16 protein-coding genes and 1 pseudogene are annotated in these 20113 nt (G+C 61.5%); 4 read left to right on the top strand and 13 right to left on the bottom strand.

Annotated elements, in window-relative coordinates; all coding sequences use genetic code 11:
- Positions 1–64: 64 nt before the first annotated feature.
- Positions 65–2569, top strand: coding sequence for a TonB-dependent siderophore receptor (locus AC515T_RS01040; protein WP_496531094.1), 2505 nt, complete (start codon positions 65–67; stop codon positions 2567–2569).
- Between the two features lie 153 nt (positions 2570–2722).
- Here AC515T_RS01040 and AC515T_RS01035 read toward each other — a convergent pair whose 3' ends face one another.
- Positions 2723–3796 carry a fatty acid desaturase gene (locus AC515T_RS01035; RefSeq protein ID WP_496531093.1) on the bottom strand — a complete coding sequence of 358 codons (1074 nt, stop codon included), beginning with the start codon at positions 3794–3796 and terminating at the stop codon, positions 2723–2725.
- Positions 3797–3896: 100 nt separating this feature from the next.
- Between AC515T_RS01035 and AC515T_RS01030 the strand changes: the two genes are divergently transcribed.
- Positions 3897–4901 (top strand): AraC family transcriptional regulator, encoded by a 1005-nt coding sequence (locus AC515T_RS01030; RefSeq protein WP_496531092.1) that lies wholly within the window; start codon positions 3897–3899, stop codon positions 4899–4901.
- A 126-nt stretch (positions 4902–5027) separates the two neighbouring features.
- Here AC515T_RS01030 and AC515T_RS01025 read toward each other — a convergent pair whose 3' ends face one another.
- The 3 genes from AC515T_RS01025 to AC515T_RS01015 form a co-directional block, all read right to left on the bottom strand.
- Positions 5028–6266, bottom strand: a complete 1239-nt coding sequence (locus tag AC515T_RS01025) for a type II toxin-antitoxin system HipA family toxin (RefSeq protein WP_496531091.1) — start codon at positions 6264–6266, stop codon at positions 5028–5030.
- The gene (locus AC515T_RS01020) at positions 6259–6507 is read right to left on the bottom strand and encodes a helix-turn-helix domain-containing protein (protein WP_496531090.1); all 249 of its coding nucleotides are present in this window, start codon (positions 6505–6507) and stop codon (positions 6259–6261) included. The genes AC515T_RS01025 and AC515T_RS01020 overlap by 8 nt, the downstream gene beginning before the upstream one ends.
- A gap of 271 nt (positions 6508–6778) precedes the next feature.
- Complete coding sequence (locus AC515T_RS01015; protein WP_496531089.1) at positions 6779–7465, bottom strand: Crp/Fnr family transcriptional regulator; 687 nt, start codon at positions 7463–7465, stop codon at positions 6779–6781.
- Between the two features lie 87 nt (positions 7466–7552).
- On the opposite strand from AC515T_RS01015, the gene AC515T_RS01010 reads away from it, so the two are divergent.
- Positions 7553–8077: an Mpo1 family 2-hydroxy fatty acid dioxygenase gene (locus AC515T_RS01010; protein WP_496531088.1), complete on the top strand. Its 525-nt coding sequence runs from the start codon at positions 7553–7555 to the stop codon at positions 8075–8077.
- 119 nt (positions 8078–8196) lie between these two features.
- Here AC515T_RS01010 and AC515T_RS01005 read toward each other — a convergent pair whose 3' ends face one another.
- From AC515T_RS01005 to oscA, 8 genes are all read right to left on the bottom strand, one after another.
- Positions 8197–10419: a GMC oxidoreductase gene (locus tag AC515T_RS01005; protein ID WP_496531087.1), complete on the bottom strand. Its 2223-nt coding sequence runs from the start codon at positions 10417–10419 to the stop codon at positions 8197–8199.
- Positions 10416–10925, bottom strand: coding sequence for a sorbitol dehydrogenase (locus AC515T_RS01000; RefSeq protein ID WP_496531086.1), 510 nt, complete (start codon positions 10923–10925; stop codon positions 10416–10418). Before AC515T_RS01000 ends, AC515T_RS01005 begins: the two co-directional genes overlap by 4 nt.
- On the bottom strand, positions 10915–12282 hold the full coding sequence (locus AC515T_RS00995; protein ID WP_496531085.1) for a cytochrome C: 1368 nt from the start codon (positions 12280–12282) through the stop codon (positions 10915–10917). Before AC515T_RS00995 ends, AC515T_RS01000 begins: the two co-directional genes overlap by 11 nt.
- Positions 12283–12568: 286 nt before the next feature.
- Positions 12569–13558 carry a sulfate/molybdate ABC transporter ATP-binding protein gene (locus tag AC515T_RS00990; protein ID WP_003196507.1) on the bottom strand — a complete coding sequence of 330 codons (990 nt, stop codon included), beginning with the start codon at positions 13556–13558 and terminating at the stop codon, positions 12569–12571.
- Positions 13559–13561: 3 nt separating this feature from the next.
- On the bottom strand, positions 13562–14431 hold the full coding sequence (cysW, locus tag AC515T_RS00985; protein ID WP_024618577.1) for a sulfate ABC transporter permease subunit CysW: 870 nt from the start codon (positions 14429–14431) through the stop codon (positions 13562–13564).
- Between the two features lie 12 nt (positions 14432–14443).
- Entirely contained in the window at positions 14444–15262 is an 819-nt protein-coding gene (cysT, locus tag AC515T_RS00980) for a sulfate ABC transporter permease subunit CysT (RefSeq protein ID WP_013692011.1), read from the bottom strand.
- A 148-nt stretch (positions 15263–15410) separates the two neighbouring features.
- Positions 15411–16424 (bottom strand): sulfate ABC transporter substrate-binding protein, encoded by a 1014-nt coding sequence (locus tag AC515T_RS00975; RefSeq protein WP_496531084.1) that lies wholly within the window; start codon positions 16422–16424, stop codon positions 15411–15413.
- 136 nt (positions 16425–16560) lie between these two features.
- The gene (gene oscA, locus AC515T_RS00970) at positions 16561–16743 is read right to left on the bottom strand and encodes a sulfur starvation response protein OscA (RefSeq protein WP_003186967.1); all 183 of its coding nucleotides are present in this window, start codon (positions 16741–16743) and stop codon (positions 16561–16563) included.
- A 480-nt stretch (positions 16744–17223) separates the two neighbouring features.
- On the opposite strand from oscA, the pseudogene AC515T_RS00965 reads away from it, so the two are divergent.
- Positions 17224–17607 (top strand): annotated as a pseudogene (locus AC515T_RS00965) (DUF6124 family protein).
- Positions 17608–18092: 485 nt separating this feature from the next.
- On the opposite strand, the gene dibA reads toward AC515T_RS00965, so the two are convergent.
- A complete protein-coding gene (gene dibA, locus AC515T_RS00960) occupies positions 18093–20000 on the bottom strand; it encodes a phosphodiesterase DibA (RefSeq protein ID WP_496531083.1) in 1908 nt (635 codons plus the stop codon).
- Between the last annotated feature and the right edge of the window lie 113 nt (positions 20001–20113).

The raw sequence follows: 20113 nt of genomic DNA, 5'->3' as shown, positions 1-20113 counted from the left end.
CCGGCGTCCGGCTAGGACAGTAAGCAACCCTTATCTGCCTTCAGCGACTCCAACGGAACCTACAATGACTGAGCGCGTACTTCTCAAGAACCCCTTCGGCTTCTCTACGCAACCCGGCCTGTTACGCCAGGCGATTCATGCCGCGCTGTTCTCCACGGCGCTGGGGGTCAGCGTCGTGCCGACGCTCGCGATGGCCGCGCAAAACGGCGTGACCGCCAGCCGGCAGAGCTACAACATTGCCCCCGGCCCATTGAGCGATGTGCTGAACCAGTTCGCCCGCCAGGCCGGGATCACCCTGGCAAGCACGCCGGCGCAAACCGGCGGCGTCCAGTCACCGGGGCTCAAGGGTGAGTATTCGCCCGACCAGGCCCTGAGCCAGTTGCTCAGCGGCTCGGGACTGGTCGCCGTCAGCCAGGATGGCAGCAGCTACGTGCTGCACACCGAGACCGCTGGCAGCACGCTGGAATTACCGACCACCGACATCAAGGGCTTCGCCCTGGGTAACGCGTTGGGCAGCATGGAAGGCTACAACGCCACCCACAGTCAGGTCGCCACCAAGACCAGTACCGCCCTGCGCGAAACCTCCCAGAGCGTGTCGGTGGTCACCCGCGAACAAATGGACGACCAGGGCGCGCAAACCGTCTCCCAGGCCATGCGCTACACCCCCGGCGTGCTGACCAACCCCTACGGCGCCACCCACCGCTACGACTACGTGGCGATGCGCGGCTTCAACGACGGCTCTGTGGATAACATCTACCTCGACGGCCTCAAGTCCATGGGCGACAGCGGCACCTACAGCTCCATCCAGGTCGATCCGTACTTCCTTGAGCGGGTCGATATCCTCAAAGGCCCGTCCTCAGTGCTCTACGGTCGCAGTTCGCCCGGCGGCCTGGTGGCCCTGACCAGCAAAAAGCCGCTGTACGAGGCCTATCACCAGATCCAGGCCACGGTCGGCACCCAGGGCCAGCGCGGCATGGGCTTCGACTTCAGCGGCCCGGTGGATGACGACAAACGCATCACCTATCGCCTGATCGGCCTGGCGGACACCTCCGACACCCAGTTCGACCACAACAAGGAAAAGCGCTTCGCCCTCGCGCCGACAGTGAACATCGACTTCAGCGAAGACACCTCGCTGACGCTCCAGGCCTACCTGCAGCATGACCCCGACGGCGGCTACCACGGTGGCATGCCGGCCAACGGCACCTTGCACCCGCGCAACGGTCGACGGATTTCCGAGCACTTCTTCGAAGGTGAGCCGGGCGTCGACGGTTACGAACGCGACCAGCAGTCGTTCGGCTACCAGTTCGAACACCGTTTCAACGACGTCTTCACCGCCCGGCAGAACTTCCGTTACCTGGACTCCGAGGTCACCAACGATCAGGTCTATGCCTATGACTGGACCACGCCCACCAGCAACGAGCTGAACCGCTACTACACCGGCGCCGAAGAAAAGCTCCATGCCTTCATCGTCGATAACATGCTGCAAGCCGAATTCTTCACCGGCGCGACCAAGCACACCGTCCTGATGGGTGCCGACTACCAGCGGCGCAAAACCGTGGTCGACTGGACCAGCGGCAGCCTGGCGCCGATCAATGCCTTCGACCCGGTCTACGGCAACTCGACCATCACCTACTTCAGCCCCACCAGCTACCTGCGGCGCCTGGAGCAGACCGGCGTCTACCTGCAAGACTTGATCGAAATGGACAAGTGGCGCTTCTCCCTGGGCCTGCGCCAGGACTGGGTGCAAACCTCGGATGAGAACCGCATCGCCGAATTCGGCCGCCCGCAAGGCACCGAGATCAACGACAAACGCACCAAGCTCACCGGCCGTGCCGGGGCGCTGTACCTGTTCGACAATGGCCTGGCGCCGTACATCAGCTACTCCGAGTCATTCAACCCGAACTCCTATGCCGACAGCGCCGGCAACCCGCTGCCGCCTACCGATGGCAAGCAATGGGAACTGGGCCTGAAGTACCAGCCACCGGGCACGGATGATTTGTACACCGCCTCGCTGTTCCGTATCGACCAGGAAAACCTCGCGACCAAGCTGCCCCAGGAAAACTTCTACCGCGCCGTCGGTGCCGTGCGCTCCCAAGGCCTGGAACTGGAGGCGCACCTGCAGTTGACCGAACAATTCAAAGTGCTGGGCAGCTACACCTTCACCGACATCGAATACTCGAAATCGATGGTCAGCACCCTCAGCACGCCCACCGACATCATCGAAAACAAGGGCAACTCACCGACCCAGGCCCCACGCCACATGGCCTCGCTCTGGGCTGACTACAAATTCGACAGCGGTGCCCTCGATGGCCTGCGCCTGGGTGGTGGCGTGCGCTATGTGGGCTACAGCTGGGCCGATGCGGAAAACACCATGAAGGTGCCGTCCTACACCTTGTTCGACGCCTCGGTGGGGTATGACCTGGGCAAGGTCGGCTTGAAGGGCGTGGACGTGCGCCTGAACGCGAACAACCTGACGAACGAAACCTACGTCGCCTCGTGCGCCAGCCTGAGCTACTGCTACCTGGGCGAAGAGCGCAATGTGGCGGCGACGGTGAGTTACCAGTTCTGACCTGTCCCTGTCATTGACTCATTCTCTGTGGCGAGGGAGCTTGCTCCCGCTGGAACGCGAAGCGGCCCTGGTTTTTTGGGGCTGCTACGCAGCCCAGCGGGAGCAAGCTCCCTCGCCACAGGGTTCGCGTTTCACCGCTCGAACCTGTATCGATCAAACTCGCACCACGTCCCCTTCCTCCCGCACCACACCCTCTTCCCGCACAAACCGATTCGCCCGTCCGAACGTGCCAAAGTCATTGAACCGCACGCCCATTTCCCGCATCACCTCATGGGCCACCGGCACCGTCAGTTGGCGAATGTAGAACGGCTCCTTCACCACGAAATGATGAATGCCATGGCTACTGCCGAAGTTGAAGCAGAACGCCTGCAACGGCCACAACCACCAGGGGTTGAGCACCTGGGTTTGCTGGATGACATTGCCCGGCTCGATGTCGCCGTAGTAATGCATGTTCGAGCTGACGAAATGCAGGCAAAAGGTGCGCAGCACGTTCGGCCCGATGATCACCACCGCCGCGATGTCGATCACCTGCATCGTCGCCAGCGTGGTGGCCGACCAGTCAATTGAAGTCCCCAACAGGCTGGCGACACCATTGGCCCCGTGGAAACCGAGGAACACATACCAGGCGCCCCAGTGCAGCAATGCCAGGGGGAAATAAACCTTCAGCGTGCGCTTGAGAATGCTGCGCTTGTGCGCCCAGGTCTTGGCCCGCAGCAGACGGATGAAGGCCGACATCACGTTATCGCCGACCATCAGCAACCGCGCCAGCCCCCAGGGTTCGCCGTTGGTGATGGCTCGCTCCTCCAGGTCGGCCTCGCTGCCGGACACCTTGTGATGGTTAAGGTGCAGGTGACGGCGGATCCACGGGTTGATCGTGCTCGGCCGCGCCAGCCAGACCAAACCCATCATCAGGTTGTGGGGCAGGCGTTGCTTGCGGAAGTACATACTGTGGATCAGGTCGTGTTCCAGCTCGTGGGTCAGCGACGCGAAAAATGCGTTGAGCAACAGGCACGCCCACCCGGCCAGGTCACCGTTGATGTAGAGCAGCGCCGAACCGATCATCCCAGCCAGGGCGAACGCCAGGATGCCCGCGCCCAACGCATCCTGGTGGCGCAGGAGCGGATAACGCCGCCGTAATTCCTCGCCCCGGGCCAAGACCACCTGGCGAATATGGGCCGCTCGTTGTTGTGCATTCAATCGCTCGGGGCTTGCGCAAGTGCCGTGCATGGCTTACATCCTCTGTTAGAGATGTGCTCATCCTGCCGGGCGTTGTCCCACGGGGTGGTAGCCGTATACGCCAACCTGTTGACCGCAAGCGCCAATCGTCATGACTGAACCGACTTCCCTCGCCAGCTGGACCCGCGCCCTGCGCAAACAGCTCGATGCGCTGGGCCTGAACAGCCATGCCCTGTGCGTCGAGGCCGGCCTCGACCCGCAATGGATGGACGACCCGAACGCCCGTTATCCGCTCTCGGCCACCACGCGCCTGTGGGCATTGGCCGTGCAAGCCAGCGGCGACCCGGCCATCGGCCTGCGGGTGTCGCGCTTTGTCAGCCCCACCACGTTTCACGCACTGGGTTACGCCTTGGTGGCCAGCGGCAGCCTGCGGGAAGTGTTCGAGCGGATCGTGCGCTATCACCCGGTGGTCAGTGATGCACTGACCCTGCAATTGAGCCGTGGCGAAGACCGCTACCGCTTCAGCCTCGATGTACCGGCAGGATGCCCAGCCCCGGCCTTCGAAGCGATTGATGCCTTCGCGGCGATTTACGTGCGCACCTGTCGCAACCGCCTCGGCCGTGATTACGCACCGCTGGCGGTGTACCTGCGCCGCCCGGAACCGGTGGACCCCAGCCCCTGGCACAAGGTGTTCCGCTCGCCGGTGCACTTCAGTGCCGCCCAGGATTGCCTGGAGTTCAACCTCGCCGATTTCGACAGCCACCTGGACGACGCCAACCCGGAACTGGCCGAACACAACGAAACGGTGCTCGAACGCACCCTCGCCCAGCTCAAGCCGCTGACCTGGGAACGCAAGGTCCGCGCCGCCATCGAGGCCCAACTGCCCGAAGGCGAGCCCAGCGCCGAACGCATCGCCCAGGCCATGCACCTGAGCCTGCGCAGCCTGCAACGGCACCTGGCCGACGAAGGCTGCCGCTTCGACGCCCTGCTCAACGAATGTCGGGAAAATCTCGCGCTGCTGCACCTGCGCGATCCCCAATGTTCGCTGAGCGAAGTCAGTTATCTGCTGGGCTTCGCCGACGCCAGCAGCTTCAGCCGCGCCTTCAAGCGCTGGACCGGGATGACACCGGGGCAGTTCCGGGATGGGTTGCGCTAGAGATTCGCAGCGCCTGGGCAGGCCCTATCGCGAGCAAGCTCGCTCCCACATTGGGGACGGTGTCATTGCGACCTTTGCAACAGCACCAACCCCTGTGGGAGCGAGCTTGCTCGCGATGGCGGTGGGTCAGTCGGCACCGGGTTCAAGGCTGCGTGCAAGCCCTGCCGCCCAGGCCTCGATCATGGCCTCTCCAGTCGCCCTGAACCGTTGGTTAGCGCCCATGTAATGGCGCATTTCAACCATGGCAAGGTCCATTCCATGAATGACCTGCGCCATCAGTTCCTTACAACGCTTTTCGGTCAGGTTGCAGGCTGAACGACCGAACCTCACCAGCATTTTATATTTGGGCCAGGCTTTGGAACCGCCCAGCAACAACGCCATGTTGTCATTGCGGATATACACCGCCGTGCTGACGATGTCATAGGCCGGCGCAAGCCTGATCGACGCATCGGCGCCGCAGTGCTCATACAGCACGCCGAAATTTTTCAGGTGCGCATCGCCATTTTTCAGGCCGGCCGAGAGCGCAACAATCTTGAACAGGGACTCCAGCGCATGATTGAGTAAATGAGGAGAAACGAATGCCTTGATCTGTCGGGCCGCTCCTTCATATGAGCCATCGTACTTAGCCCTCGATGGAGAGCCGTTGAGCACACAGAAATCCTCAAAGCCCAGATACTTGCCAGTGCCTGGCAAATCAAAGCGTTTAACGATCAAAAATTTGCCGCGCTCGCTCAGGTCGAACTCCGGCACCTCGAGCCCCGCGTGCAGCGCGGCTCGCATGCAAAAGAACTCATTGGCGGCCAACTCAGGAAACTCGTCGGAGCGAAACGCTTTGATCAGATGGGTGGCACCTCGATGGGTCAGGCGATCGATTGTCGATGCGCTGTCGCGAACCAGCACCTTGGGCTGTACGCCGGAAACGCCCGAATACTGCCCGTAGGTGTGCAACAAATCGTCGAATAAACTTTCGGCTCCGTCGTGCACCAACACATCCGCCAGACTGGTTTCGGGCGGCCCAGCCTCCGTCCGCAAGTGACCGATGCCTACCCGACCCAGCTGATGAGGCCCTACGATGGCAAGCATGGCGAAGTCATCAAAGCCTCGAACTGCTTTGCTGAAACGACGAACCAGCTCATCACGCAAGGCCCCCTCCGGCAGGTTCATTTCAAAGATCGGCGGCACGCCTGATTCCCAGGTGTAGCTTTCAAGGCGCATCGGCATGGTCAGCGAAACAGACTGCTCTTCGCACGCGCTTGCGGCGTAGGTGAACACGGAGTCACTGCGCTGCTGCCCTCGCCCCAGAACACCCACGTCCGCTTCGCTAACCGAGACCTGTAGCCTGTCCAGACCTTGCTCGTCAGCCATGGAAAGAATCCTTTTTCAGCGAATCGAGCGTAGGGCGTTTCGTTGGTCGGGCCACAGCCGTCAACTCGTAACCAAATCCATTGAGGATCGCATCTACCTTACGGATCCCTACCTCAGGAACGGTGTTGTTCTCGATGCCCGAAATCGTGGCACGGCTCATACCGTATTGCGCAGCCAAGGCCTCCTGAGAGAGGTTGTGTTCTTTACGCAGTCGCCTAATCACTTCGCCGAGGGTTTTCATGCTTATATTCCGCATCGTATACAGTGCAAATTATTAAATTACCAGAATGTGCATTGTATTTGAGTCAAATTTAATCGAAGTGTAGCGCATACACACATTCCTGTGGGAGCTTGCTTCCGCTCGGCTGCGCAGCAGTCGCAAAACCGGTCCCAGCGGTCTGCCTGTAGACATGCTGGGGCCTGCTGCGCAGGCCAGCGGGAGCAAGCTCCCTCGCCACAGGGTTTGTACGCCACGGATCATCTGTCGGAGCAAGCTCGCTACCACACCGATTTCAGGTCGTGGTCAGGGCTCGCAACCGCTCGATGTCGAGGATTTCGATCTCGCCATAACTGAGATGAAGGATGCCTTGAGCCTGCAGGTCCTTGAGGATCTGGTTGGTGGTCTGGCGTGACAGCGAGAGCATCAGCGCCAGCTGTTCCTGGGGCAGTTGCAACACGCGTCGGGCCGGTTCGATCTCGCCGTAGCCTTCGGCGATCATCAGCAGGCGGTGGGCCAGGCGGGCCGGGGCGGGCATCAGGCTCAGGTGTTCGAGGTTGATGAAGGTCAGGCGCAGTTTATGGCTCATCAATAATGCGAGATGCCGCCAGTAGACCGGTTGCGCTTGCAGGAAGGCCAGCAACGGCGCCTGGGGCACATGCAGCAACGTACATTGCCCCACCACGACCGCATCGTGGGTCCGTGGCTGGCCATCGAACAGGCAGATTTCTCCGAACCAATGGGGCGCCTCCACCACGCTCAGCAACGCCTCCTTGCCCTGCTCGTTCACCGCACCGACGCGCACCGCGCCTTCCAGCACGGCATACAATCCGCAGGGTGGATCGCCGCGCTGGAACAGCCGATGGCCCGGCGGCAGACGGCGCAGCCGCGACATGCCCAACAGACTATTCTGTAACTCAGCAGGCAGATGGCTGTACCAGTGGCCGGCCATCAGGTGTGAGTGCCAGGGATGCGAACTCATGGAAACTCCGGGACAAGTGTCGGCTAACTGACAGAACGCCTCGTGATACCCGGGCATCATGCAGGCATCACCTCAGGAGGAACAACAATGAAAAGCCTCGTCGATCATCTCAGTCAATACGCCGCCTATCACCGCGACCCGCGCAACATCGCCAGTCATTTCATCGGGATTCCGCTGATCTTCGTCGCCGTCGCCGTGCTGCTGTCACGGCCCGGCTGGCCCGTGGGCGCGGTGCTGGTGTCGCCGGCGCTGCTGGTGGCCGCGGCCAGTGCCTGGTTCTACCTGCGCCTGGAGTTGCGCCTGGGCGTGCTGATGACGGTGCTGCTGGGCCTGGCGGTATGGCTGGGTCAGGTGCTCGCCGCACAAAGCACCTGGGTGTGGCTGGGCAGTGGTCTGGGGATGTTCGTGGTGGGCTGGGTGATTCAGTTCGTCGGCCACTATTACGAAGGCCGCAAGCCGGCGTTCGTCGACGACCTCTCCGGGCTGATTGTCGGGCCGTTGTTCGTGGTGGTGGAGGCGGGTTTCCTGCTGGGGCTTCGCGGCGACCTGAAGCGGGCCATCGAAGAGCGCGCCGGGCCGGTGGCGTTGCGCAACCAGCGTTCGGCGGCCTGAAAACAACTACGCCATCCTTTGTGGGAGCGAGCTTGCTCGCGATAGCGGTGGGTCAGTCAACACATTGGTGACCGGCAGAGCGCAATCGCGAGCAAGCTCGCTCCCACAGGAGTTAGGCGTTACAGCGCACCAAACTCGACCCGGATGGTCAGCGCGCCGGTGTTATCTTTCAAGCCAGACCCGTATTGCCCGGTCAGGTCATCGTTGATGCACAGTTGCAGTTCCCCTTGCTGGTCGCCCGGAACCTGCGCCAGATCACCCACCAGGAACGGCTTGCCACCGTTGCCCACGCGACCGATCAAGGCGCCTTCGGCGGCACCGGGCAAGGCATAGCTGCTGTAGTCGATGTGCCTCGAACCGCCCTTTCCATCGACATTGCCGCCTTGCGGGCTGGCACACCATAGCCCACTGACGTAGCGAACCAGACGCGGTACCAACCCGTTGACCTGCACGCCAGTGCCCTGCCAGGCGATGGTGGATTGGACCTGCATCGTCACCGCCTTCAGGTCGTTGGCCACGGTGTCTCCGGCCTGGAACGACAACGCCGCAATCGTCAGGCTCGGGTTCGAGGTGCCGGTGCTGGGAAAGACGCCGTCGCCCACCAGGAACAGATTCTTGTGGTCCCAACTGCGCTGGTCCTTGTCCACCACCGACTTGGTCGGATCATCGCCCATGCGGTAGGTGCCCATCAGGTGCCCGGCGCCCTGGAAGCTGTAATCTTCGCCTTTGTAGTTGAAGGTCCCTTTGCCAATGGGTGCCGTCAGCTCCACGGCGCCGAGCAGGTCCTTGATGATGTGGCTCGCCAGTATCTTCGCCTGCCTGAACCCTTCCTTGGTGTAATCGGACAGGTCGTAGTGGATTTCCGGCCGGAGAATGCCGAGCCCGTCCGTGAGCTTGTCCGTCGAGGGCACGATGTAGCTATCGGACTGGTCGGGATGGGCCTCCACCTGCTCCACCAAAAAGCCGATCCGAAACTGGCGGATGAACAGGCCGTTGAGCCGTTGAATCAGCGCTGTGCCGTAAAGCGCTTCAGTGGGCGGCGGCGGGTTCTCTTTCGATGGCAATGGGTTGGTGTGGCTATTGTTCGCCCCGTCGATAAAATCGGCCACGGTGACGTAAGGGTCGCCCACCGGCCAGTTCCAACCCTCGTTACCGATTTCGATACGCCACGCCGCTCGCTGGCTGCGAAACTCGCCATCACGCAGGCTCTCGATGCCCGCCGTGGACACCGGACCACGGTACGGGAACACCGTCTTGCCTTCCGGCATCAGCCCCCACGCCAGGTAAATCGGATGATCGGACAAACTGCGTCCCACCTGCCCGCTGCTGTTGGCCACACCGTTGGGCCAAGCCGGGGTCTTGGAGTTGAGCAACAGTTTAGGGGTTTCGATGGCATGGGCCGCGATCACGTAACGCTGCCCGATGGCCACGCCGGTCCCCGTCTGCGGCCCCTCGCCAAGCTGGTATTGAATGAACTCGACGCCATTGATGTGCTTGTCCGGGCCCACCGTCACTTTGCTGGCCACGGTCCGGTACATGACCCGGACCTTGCCGGTGGCCAGGGCCTTGTTCATGGTCACGGTCGCGTCGTACTTGGCCTGGATCGGGCAGATCGGCGTGCAGTTGGTATTGCCGGCGCACACCCGGCGCCCGGCGTAGGGCTGGGAATTGCGTCCGGCCGGCGTCGGGCTGACCACCAGCGGCAACCCGTCGAAGGTCTGGCCGGTCACGGCCGTGACAAAACTGCCATCGACCAACGACAGCGGAATGCTGTGCATCGGGAATGAATAGCCCTCGGGAAAAGTCATGCCCAGGTAGGCCTGGTCGGCGACATTGGCCGACACGCCGATTTCCGCCTCCGCCCGGCAATAGGCGCTTTGCAGGTCGTCGTAGCCGATCGGCCAATCCACTCCGACGCCGTACTTGCTCCTCAGGCGAAAATCGTTCGGCACCATGCGCAGGCACGTCCCGACCCAATGCCAGGTCGTACCGCCGCCTACCCGTTCATAGGTGCTGTTGAAGGGCAGTGGGCCTTTCTGCACCAGGTAACTGGTTTCCGGCTTGTTCCAGCCGAGAATCAGGTCGGCGATGGTCGCTCGTGGGGCATTTTCCTTGCTCGGGTCGCGCGGCGTGTCCAGGGTCGATACTGGCGGATAAGGCGACTCCGGGGTTTTCAGGGTGGCGGTATAGAAGCGCTCCAGGTATTGCGCGCGGTTGACCGGGATCTCCGGACCCGATTCGAGCACCAGCACATCGACGCCGGCCATGCCCAACTGATAAGCGATGATGCTGCCGGCGAGCCCCGCGCCAACGATGATCACCTCGGCTTGTTCGGTACTCATGACGAAGCTCCTTGTGCGTTGGCAGGCACGCCGGTGTAGTCCTCAAGGCTCGGTGGCGTGGTGTTCCAATAGCCGAAAAACATCTCGCTGTAGCCCATGGGATGGGCCTGGGCAATTTTCCAGGCCCAGCTCTGGATGTAGGCCTGGTCGGACACCACCGTCGAATCGGTCGATGTATAGCTGCCCGTGGCATACGGCTGATACCAGACCCCCAGCAACCACAGCTTCATGATCGAACGCGCGGCTTGGGCAGTCTGGGTGACGGCTGGACGAGATCCGTCCATCAGCACCGCCTTGGCGATCTGGTCGGGCGACATGTGCTCCGCCACCAGTGTGGCGTACTGCGTCAGCAAGGTGTTGAGCACCTCAGGGGTGATACGCGGGGTGATGAACGCGAGAAAAGTTGGCGGCAACCCCACCTGGTCGATCGCCGGTGCCAGCCGATCCGTGGGAATGCCGGTCAGGGCCGATGACAGGCCTACGAAATTGTCCAGATCACTGCTCATGGTTGACTCCTTGTCCGCCAGTGGACTGTGCGCGTTCGAGCAAATAGGTGAAATCCGCGAAGCTGGTGCGCGGCGACTCGGTGACATGGGTGGCCGCATTGCCGTGACAGGCCATGCAGCTGGAGGACGCCTGGGGCACGGTGCCCTGGATGTAGGTTTCCAGCGTGGCGTTGGCCAGGAACAACGGCGCGGGGCTGCCCAACGGGTTGGCGGCTGATATCTGACAGTTCGGCTGTGGTGCCGACGGCCACTGGGTACTGATCAATTGATAGTTCGCCCAGACACTCTGCGGGTTCACCGTACGCAACAGCGCTTGATAGGTGGCATTGAGGTTTTTGGTGGCCTCGGTCAGCGGCACTTCCCGTACGATCTGTGAAGGTGTCGCCTTGACTGCCGGGTTCCATGGCCGTGGCGGCGGCTGGTTGATGTCGCTTTTGCTCGCCGCGTTGTAGAACAGATAAGGCCCCGTCCGCTGGGCGACGGGCGTGGTTTTTTCCGGCACGTTTTTCACATGCTCGAAGGTTGACCAGACCCATTGCGCCGCGCTGGCGGTCTTATGAACCATGTGCAATCCCACCAGCCCGACCGGCTCGGACACGCATGACTCCGCGACAATCGGCCCATGGCTCGGGTCGTTGTTGCCCGGGGTGTAGACCAGTGCATCGACGGTATGGAAATCCTGGCGGTTGTCGTTGGGGCCCAGCACTTTCCACGACGCCTTCACCATCACCGCGCCGACCTGTTGGGTCTTGGTGGAACCACAGCTGAACGCCACGGTGTTGTTCGGGTTGGCGGCGAAGAATTTCTGCTGGCCTTCGATGCTGTACAGGCCGTTGTCGACGATCCCGTTGAACATCGATTGGTTGACCACGATTTCGTTGCGCGTGTAGGTACCGTTCTGGTCCACCAGCGGGCCGCTCTCGAAGGGCTGGATAAACTCATCCAGCACATCGGGCACCTTGCCCATCTGCTGCAACAGGCGACCGGGCTTGAGCGACTTGCACGCTTCAGGGAGGGTCGCCGATGCATTCCAGGGCAGCGGCGTCTGGCCTTTGGCGCGGAAAATCTGGTAGCTCTCTTTCCAGCTTTCCCACACGGTGGCGCCGTCCTGCTTACCGATGGGGGTGCCGGTATTCGGATCCCCGTTATCCAGCGCCGGCCAGCTCAGGGCGATGAAGGTCTGCCACGACAGTTCATCGAAATTGGCTTGCAGGCTGGCCAGTGAAACCGGTTGGGTGACCGTGACATCGAAGGGTATCTGGGGGGACAACGAGGGGGCGGCGCTGGCGGCCGGGGCCAGCAAGACGCCTAACAATGCACAGCCAAACGGGCCATGCCGACTGACTTCCACTCTCATACTCATCTCCTTGGCATCAGGCGCCAGGAGATAACACCGGTCCGTCATTGGACTCTTACTGCCTCCTGGCAAGTGAGAGTCTAGGTAGGGTTTGAGATGGGAAAAGGTGGTGAGATAGAACCAATCGAAGCAAGGTCGGGCGGTGTTATTCGGATTCGGCTCGGGGTGTCAGTGAGGGCGCCATCGCGAGCAGGCCCGCTCCCACAATGGATTTTCATAGGTACACAAATATTGTGTTCACTGAAGTTCTACTGTGGGAGCGAGCCTGCTCGCGATGCTTTTGATCTTAAAGGTTGGCGACTTTCTGCCAGACCTTCGGCTTGAAGAACAGTGTCTCGCCTTTCGCCAGGCCCACCAGGCTGTCATGGTCCTTCACCACTTCCGCCTCGATCAGTTCGCTCTGGCCTTCCACCTTCAGGGTCACCCGAGTGGTCGCGCCCAATGGACGAATATCCCGCACTTCGGCGGCGTGGTGGTCTTCCAGCTCCGAGCGCGACAGTGACACTTCGTGAGGGCGGAACAGCACATGCCGGTCCTCACCCAAGTGCAGGCGGTTCGAGTCGCCGAGGAAGTGGTACACAAAGTCGCTGGCCGGGTTTTCGTAGACATCGCCCGGCGAGCCGATCTGCTCGATCACGCCCTTGTTCATCACCACGATCCGGTCGGCGACTTCCATGGCTTCTTCCTGGTCATGGGTCACGAACACCGAGGTCAGGTTGATGTCCTCGTGCAGCCGCGCCAGCCAGCGCCGCAGTTCCTTGCGGACCTTGGCGTCGAGGGCACCGAACGGTTCGTCCAGCAGCAACACCTTGGGCTCCACCGCCAGGGCGCGGGCCAGGGCGATCCGCTGGCGCTGGCCGCCGGACAGCTGCTCCGGGTAGCGGTCGGCGAGCCAGTCCAGTTGCACCATGTTCAGCAGTTCATGGACCTTGGTCGCGATCTGGCTTTCGTTCGGGCGCTGATTCTTGGGCTTCATGCGCAGGCCGAAGGCAACGTTGTCGAACACCGTCATGTGACGGAACAAGGCGTAGTGCTGGAACACGAAACCGACGTTGCGATCCCGCACGTCGTGGCCAGACACGTCCTCGCCGTGAAACACGATGCTGCCTTGGTCCGGGGTCTCGAGGCCGGCGATGATCCGCAGCAAGGTGGTCTTGCCGCAGCCCGACGGGCCGAGCAGTGCCACCAACTCGCCGCTCTGGATGTCCAGGCTGATCTCGTCCAGGGCCCTGAAGGCGTTGAAATTCTTGCTGACATTACGAACTTCGATCGACATGACTTATTCCTCCGCGGCGCTGGCGCGCAGGCGGTTGATTCGGTTTTCGCTCCACTGCTTGAGCAGCAGGATGAAGAGCGCCAGGATCAGCAACAGGCTCGCCACAGCGAACGCGGCCACGTGGTTGTATTCGTTGTAGAGGATCTCGACGTGCAGCGGCAGGGTGTTGGTCACCCCGCGAATGTGCCCGGACACCACCGACACCGCGCCAAACTCGCCCATGGCCCGGGCGGTACACAGCACCACGCCATAGATCAGGCCCCACTTGATGTTCGGCACGGTGACATGCCAGAACATCTGCCAGCCATTGGCGCCCAGCAGGCGCGCGGCCTCTTCTTCCTGGGTGCCTTGTTCCTGCATCAGCGGGATCAGCTCACGGGCCACGAACGGCACGGTGACGAAGATGGTCGCCAGGACGATGCCCGGCAGCGCGAACACGATCTGGATGTCGTGATCCGACAGCCACGGCCCGAACAGGCCCTGGGCGCCGAACATCAGCACGTAGACCAGGCCCGCGATCACCGGCGACACCGAGAACGGCAGGTCGATCAGCGTCACCAGCATGCTCTTGCCACGGAATGAATACTTGCTCACGCACCATGCGGCGCTGACACCGAACACCAGATTCAGCGGCACCGAGATCAGCACCGCGATCACCGTCAGTTTCAACGCCGACAGCGCGTCAGGTTCGAAGATCGCGGTGAAGAACGCTCCCAGCCCGAGCTTCAGGCCCTGGGACACCACGATGAACAGCGGCAACAGCAAAAACAGCGCAAAAATCAGCCAGCCAAGACCGATCAACACGCGCCGCGACGTTGCACTGCCGCGACGGGCGGCGTTGGTGGAGGCTGCGGAAATAGACGATTGGGACATGTTCGCGCCTCCTTATGGGGTTTCGATGCGCCGCTGCAGCAGGTTGATCAGCAGCAACAGGACGAAGGAAACCACCAGCATCAGCACGCCGATGGAGGTGGCGCCGGTGTAGTCGTATTGGTCGAGCTTGACCATGATCAGCAGCGGCAGGATCTCGGTTTTCATCGGCATGTTGCCGGCGATGAAAATCACCGAACCGTACTCGCCCACGCCACGGGCAAAGGCCAGGGCGAAGCCGGTCAACCAGGCCGGCAACAACGCCGGCACGAGGATGTGACGGAACACCTGCCACGGCTTGGCACCGAGGCAGGCGGCCGCCTCTTCGACTTCACGGGGAATATCGGCCAGCACCGGCTGCACCGTGCGCACCACGAACGGCAGCGTCACGAAGGTCAGCGCCAGGGTGATGCCCAGCGGCGTATAGGCGATCTTGAAGCCCAGGTCGGTGGCGAACTGGCCAACCAGACCGGTCGGCGCGTACAACGCCGTCAGGGCAATACCGGCCACGGCGGTGGGCAGGGCGAACGGCAGGTCGATCATCGCGTCGATGATCTTGCGGCCGGGGAAGGTGTAGCGCACCAGCACCCAGGCCAGCAGCGTACCGATCACGCCGTTGATGATCGCGGCGTACAGCGCGGTGCCGAAACTGAGCTTCAAGGCCGCCAGCACCCGCGGCGCCGAGATGATCGCCCAGAACTGTTCCCAGGTGAGTTGGGCGGCATGCACGAACATCGCCGCCAGAGGTATGAGCACAATCAGACTGAGGTACACCAGGGTGTAGCCCAGCGTCAGCCCGAAGCCGGGTATGACGGGGGATATGCGACGCGACATAAAAGTCCTTGGTTAACTGTGGGAGCGAGCTTGCTCGCGATAGCGGTGCATCAGTCAACATCAATGCAAACTGAACCGACGCCATCGCGAGCAAGCTCGCTCCCACAGGTTTTGTGGCTTAACTGACTGGCCTGAAGACAAACCCAGCTTACTGCGCCTGATAGATCTGGTCGAACACGCCGCCATCATTGAAGAATTTCGGTTGGGCAGTTTTCCAGCCACCGAAGTCCTTGTCGATGGTCACCAGTTCCACCTTCGGAAATTGCCGTGCGTACTTGGCGGCCACGTCCTTGTCACGCGGGCGATAGTAGTTTTTCGCGGCGATTTCCTGGCCGGCCGGGCTGTACAGGTGCTTGAGGTACGCCTCGGCGATCTCGGCATTGCCCTTTTTCTCGGCGTTCTTGTCCACCACCGCCACCGGAGGTTCGGCGAGGATCGACAACGACGGCACGACGATGTCGAACTTGTCGGCGCCACCGTCCTCTTTCAGTGCCAGGAACGCTTCGTTTTCCCAGGCCAGCAACACGTCGCCCTGACCGTTGTTGACGAAGGTAATGGTCGAGCCACGGGCGCCGGTGTCGAGGATCGGCACGTGCTTGAACAGCGCTTGCACGTATTCCTTGGCCTTGGCTTCGTCACCCCCGTTAGCCTTGAGGCCGTAGGCCCAGGCAGCGAGGAAGTTCCAGCGCGCACCGCCGGAGGTCTTCGGGTTCGGGGTGATGACCGACACGTCATTCTTGATCAGATCGCCCCAATCCTTGATGCCCTTGGGGTTGCCCTTGCGCACCAGGAACACAATGGTGGATGTGTAAGGCGTGCTCGCGTCCGGCAGGCGTGTTTGCCAGTCCGCTGGCAGGGACTTGCCCAGCTTGGCGATTTCATCGATGTCACCGGCCAGGGCCAAGGTCACCACGTCGGCCCGCAGCCCATCGATCACCGCCCGGCCTTGCTTGCCCGAACCACCGTGGGACTGCTGGATCTTCACACTGTCGTCCGGGTGCGCTTTCTTCCAGAAACTGACGAATTCGGCGTTGTAATCCTGGTAAAGCTCGCGCGTCGGGTCGTAGGACACGTTGAGCAGCTCGTAATCCTTGGCGACGGCGGAACCTGCAAAAACAGCACTGGCCAGCGCGGCCAGGGCATAACGACGAATGGACGACATGGTGAAAGCTCCTGGAATTCTGGTTTTCTTATGGCTTCTGAAAATTCGTTTGGCTTGTAGAAAAAGATCGCAGCCTTCGGCAGCGCCTACGCCTAGCCCCCTGTAGGCGCTGCCGAAGGCTGCGCTCTTCTGTTTTTCAAGACGGCTTATGACTGGGTTGTTGCAGCCGGAATTTTTCCTTGCGTTCGATCTGCACCACCTGGGCGTTGTGCACGGTGATTTCCACTGCCCCAAAGCGTAGATCGCGCAACGCGCTCTGGATCTCGCGCAAGATGGTTGCTTCGTCCTGGCCGTCAACGCTACGTAGAGATGCGCTCATGCTGCTGCTCCTTTGAATGAATGCCTGGCAGTGGGCGGCACTGCTTGCGGCGTGGGAGCAATACTAGATAAGTGCGGATATTCTTAAAAAGACTATTTAAGAATTTTTATATAACCAAAATTACAGAGCGTAGCCGACGTCCTACGGCAGCTGTGATTGGCGGGCTTTTCCCTGCCAAAGCCTCGGATATTTCCTTCACGACGCAGGGCTGTTCATGAACTAGGCAGCGTTCCCGAGCGCCGCTAACCTCTGTGCGTCATCGCAAAAAACGGTGACGCGGACGTGCAAGTCCGGACTGGTACGCAATTGCTTATGGCTATTGACCGAGCATTTTTTTATGCTCGCGTCCGTTATGGCAATTGTGCGTGGGAGACCTTCGGGTCTGCCGGCGGTACCGGACCGGTCTTGCACACCTACGTACAGTTGCCACCTCTTCGAATGCAAGCGAAAGGATGGCCACTCCAACTCTGGTACATAAATATGGTCAAGCATTCACCGAATCCGCCGCAAAGCGGCCACAAATCCCGCGTCCAAGCGCAGGAAGAAAAAAAGCGCGAAGACGCCGCCACCCGCACCCTCGACTACTAACTCAACCCCAAGCCCGCCTCACCGCCCGAACCCGACAAAAACCAACTCTTCATCGTCTCACCCCACATCGACACCGAAACCCTGCTCGCCAACGCCTCCGAAGACCTGCTCTCCATCAGCACCATCGCCGCCGACCTGGCTGACGACGTGGACGACTCACGCCGCTGCGTCGCCCTGGCGATCAGCCGCATGGCCGATGGGGTGCAGTTGCTGGTTGAGCGGGCGTTGGATCATTTGGAAACCAAGGAGATAGCGGCGCCTGGGACCGAGGGGTAGGGCTTTGCTTTGATGCAAGCCGTGCCGACGCCATCGCGAGCAGGCTCGCTCCCACAGTTGGATCGGGGTACAGCCGGGAGAGATAGGCCGGCTGTAAGGCCGCCTTCGCGAGCAAGCCCGCTCCCACAGGGGGAACGCGGTCTCAACAAGAACCAGGTCGGCTCTCAGGCCGCCTCGCGGTGGGGTGGACGTTGATCTCGGCGCCCCGTTAACCACGATGGCCGAACGCAGGCATTGTGGAGTGGGCATCCCGGCATGGATGCCGGGATAGCCGCGCTGGGCCATGGATGGCCCTTCGCGGCGGGCCCACGGAGCAATGCCTGCGTTCGGGCATGCCGAGCCTAAGCGAGGCACCGAGTGGTGGGGCAGGAGCGTTTTGGTTACTTTTGCGCTCTTCAAAAGTGACCCGCCGTAAGGGCGGAACCCTAAGCCGCCGTTACCGCAGCAATGGATATGTACTCGGTCAACATCAACACCACTGACGATCAAGCAATGACCGGCGCCCGATCCCAATCCAACTGCGCCGCCACCATCGGCCGACCAAACCAGTAACCCTGCCCCAACTCACACGCCTGTCCAAGCAAAAACGCCGCTTGCTCGCGCTGCTCAATGCCCTCGGCGTGCACCTGCATACCCATGCTGTGGGCCAAGGCGATGATCACCCGGACGATCGCCGCGTCATCCTCATCCCACGGCAACCCCGCGACAAAACCCTGGTCGATCTTGAGCTTCTGCACCGGCAGGCGCTTGAGCCGCAGCAACGACGAATAACCCGTGCCAAAATCGTCGATGGCCAGCCGCACGCCCAATTCCCGTAGACGATGCATCTGTTCCAGCGCCACCTCCGGATCCTCCATCACCGCGCTTTCCGTCACTTCCAGTTCCAGACAGGCCGGATCCAGGCCCGTGTCATGCAACACCTGGGCGACCTGCTCGTACAACTCGCGATGGGCAAACAGCCGACTCGAGACGTTGACCGCGACGAACGCCAACGCCACGCCCGCCTGCTGCCACCGGCACATCTGCCGGCAGGCCTGGTCCATGACCCAGGCATCGATCTGGGCAATCAGGCCGGTTCGCTCGGCGATGGGAATGAACTCGGCCGGCGACACCAGCCCCCGCGTGGGATGCTCCCAGCGCACCAGCGCCTCGACGCCGACCAGACGGCTACTCGCCAAGTCGTGTACCGGTTGGTAATGAACGCGCAACTCCTGCTGCTGCAGGGCGCGACGAAGCTCAAAAGCAATCTCGACCCGTTGCTGCGCGTGGGCGGTGAGTTCTTCAGTGTACAAGGCGTAGCCATCGCGTCCGGCGCTCTTGGCCTTGAACAATGCCGAGTCGGCATTGCGCAATAGCTGCCCGGCGTTCAGGGCATCGCCGGGAAACAGGCTGATGCCGATGCTGGCATTGATGAACAACGCGTGCTCATCGAGCCGCAGCGGTTCTTTCAAGGCGTCGAGGATGCGCCGGGCCAACGCTGCGGCCTGGCCGGGCTGGGAGCAGTTTTCCACCAGCAGCGCAAATTCGTCGCCCCCCAGCCGGGCCAGGGTCACGCCCGGCGCAAACAGTCCGCGAAACCGCTCGGCCACGGCTTTGAGCAACTCATCGCCCACGTTGTGGCCGAGGCTGTCATTGATGTTCTTGAAGTGATCCAGATCCACCAGCAACAGCGCACAGCCACGCTTGTGCAACTGCGCCGACGCCAAGGCCTGCTCGGTGCGGTCGGAAAACAGCAGGCGGTTGGGCAAGCCTGTCAGCGGATCGTGATGGGCCAGGTACGCCAGCTCGTGCTCGGAATCCTTGAGGGCGCTGATGTCCGAAAACACCGCGACATAATGGCTGACTTGGCCGTTGTCATCGTGAATGACGCGGATCGTCTGCCACTGCGGGTAGATCTCGCCACTTTTACGCCGGTTCCAGATCTCGCCGCTCCATTCGCCCAGGCTGGCCAGGGCGGCAAACATGTCGCGATAGAAGTCCGGCCCATGGCGACCGGACTTGAACAGGTTGGGGCCCTGGCCCAGCACTTCGTCCCGGGCATAACCGGTGATCGCCATGAACGCCCTGTTCACATGCACGATCAGGCCGTTGCGGTCGGTCACCAACACCCCTTCGCGGGTGCAATCGAAGACGGCGGCAGCCTGGCGCAGGCGCTCGCGATCGGCGCCGTGCTCGCCCTTGGCGAAAAACCGCGAGATCCGCGCCCGGGACAGGAAGATCAACCCGGCACTAAACAGGATCCAGGCATACCCGTTGATCAGGAGCCAGCGCTGCCTGTCGGCGAATTGATCGAAGAAACTGCTCAATAAATAACCAATCAGCTGCAGCCAGACGACTGACAGCACGAGGTACAGCAGCGCTACGCGCATGGCACTGCGTTGATAGGCAGGCATTCGGCCATCCATGTCCCTACAAAGAGGTGGGATTATAAAGGAAGAAACATTCAGCCACTCTTATCTGAAAGGCCGACTGGTTTTATCTGTGAGGCTGGTGATAATGCAACGGC

This window comes from Pseudomonas sp. FSO-7 (genome assembly GCF_059579345.1).
The sequence above is the reverse complement of the archived record's forward strand: the minus strand, read 5'-3'. Positions and strand labels throughout refer to the sequence as shown.

Bases quoted from the DNA above. Each gene is read 5' to 3' on its own strand.
- oscA (WP_003186967.1), bottom strand. From the start codon at position 16,743: ATGAGCGCATCTCTACGTAGCGTTGACGGCCAGGACGAAGCAACCATC.
- AC515T_RS01040 (WP_496531094.1), top strand. From the start codon at position 65: ATGACTGAGCGCGTACTTCTCAAGAACCCCTTCGGCTTCTCTACGCAA.
- cysT (WP_013692011.1), bottom strand. From the start codon at position 15,262: ATGTCGCGTCGCATATCCCCCGTCATACCCGGCTTCGGGCTGACGCTG.
- AC515T_RS01005 (WP_496531087.1), bottom strand. From the start codon at position 10,419: ATGAGTACCGAACAAGCCGAGGTGATCATCGTTGGCGCGGGGCTCGCC.
- cysW (WP_024618577.1), bottom strand. From the start codon at position 14,431: ATGTCCCAATCGTCTATTTCCGCAGCCTCCACCAACGCCGCCCGTCGC.
- AC515T_RS01015 (WP_496531089.1), bottom strand. From the start codon at position 7,465: ATGAGTTCGCATCCCTGGCACTCACACCTGATGGCCGGCCACTGGTAC.
- AC515T_RS00990 (WP_003196507.1), bottom strand. From the start codon at position 13,558: ATGTCGATCGAAGTTCGTAATGTCAGCAAGAATTTCAACGCCTTCAGG.
- AC515T_RS01035 (WP_496531093.1), bottom strand. From the start codon at position 3,796: ATGCACGGCACTTGCGCAAGCCCCGAGCGATTGAATGCACAACAACGA.
- dibA (WP_496531083.1), bottom strand. From the start codon at position 20,000: ATGCCTGCCTATCAACGCAGTGCCATGCGCGTAGCGCTGCTGTACCTC.
- AC515T_RS01000 (WP_496531086.1), bottom strand. From the start codon at position 10,925: ATGAGCAGTGATCTGGACAATTTCGTAGGCCTGTCATCGGCCCTGACC.
- AC515T_RS01025 (WP_496531091.1), bottom strand. From the start codon at position 6,266: ATGGCTGACGAGCAAGGTCTGGACAGGCTACAGGTCTCGGTTAGCGAA.
- AC515T_RS00995 (WP_496531085.1), bottom strand. From the start codon at position 12,282: ATGAGAGTGGAAGTCAGTCGGCATGGCCCGTTTGGCTGTGCATTGTTA.
- AC515T_RS00975 (WP_496531084.1), bottom strand. From the start codon at position 16,424: ATGTCGTCCATTCGTCGTTATGCCCTGGCCGCGCTGGCCAGTGCTGTT.
- AC515T_RS01020 (WP_496531090.1), bottom strand. From the start codon at position 6,507: ATGAAAACCCTCGGCGAAGTGATTAGGCGACTGCGTAAAGAACACAAC.
- AC515T_RS01030 (WP_496531092.1), top strand. From the start codon at position 3,897: ATGACTGAACCGACTTCCCTCGCCAGCTGGACCCGCGCCCTGCGCAAA.
- AC515T_RS01010 (WP_496531088.1), top strand. From the start codon at position 7,553: ATGAAAAGCCTCGTCGATCATCTCAGTCAATACGCCGCCTATCACCGC.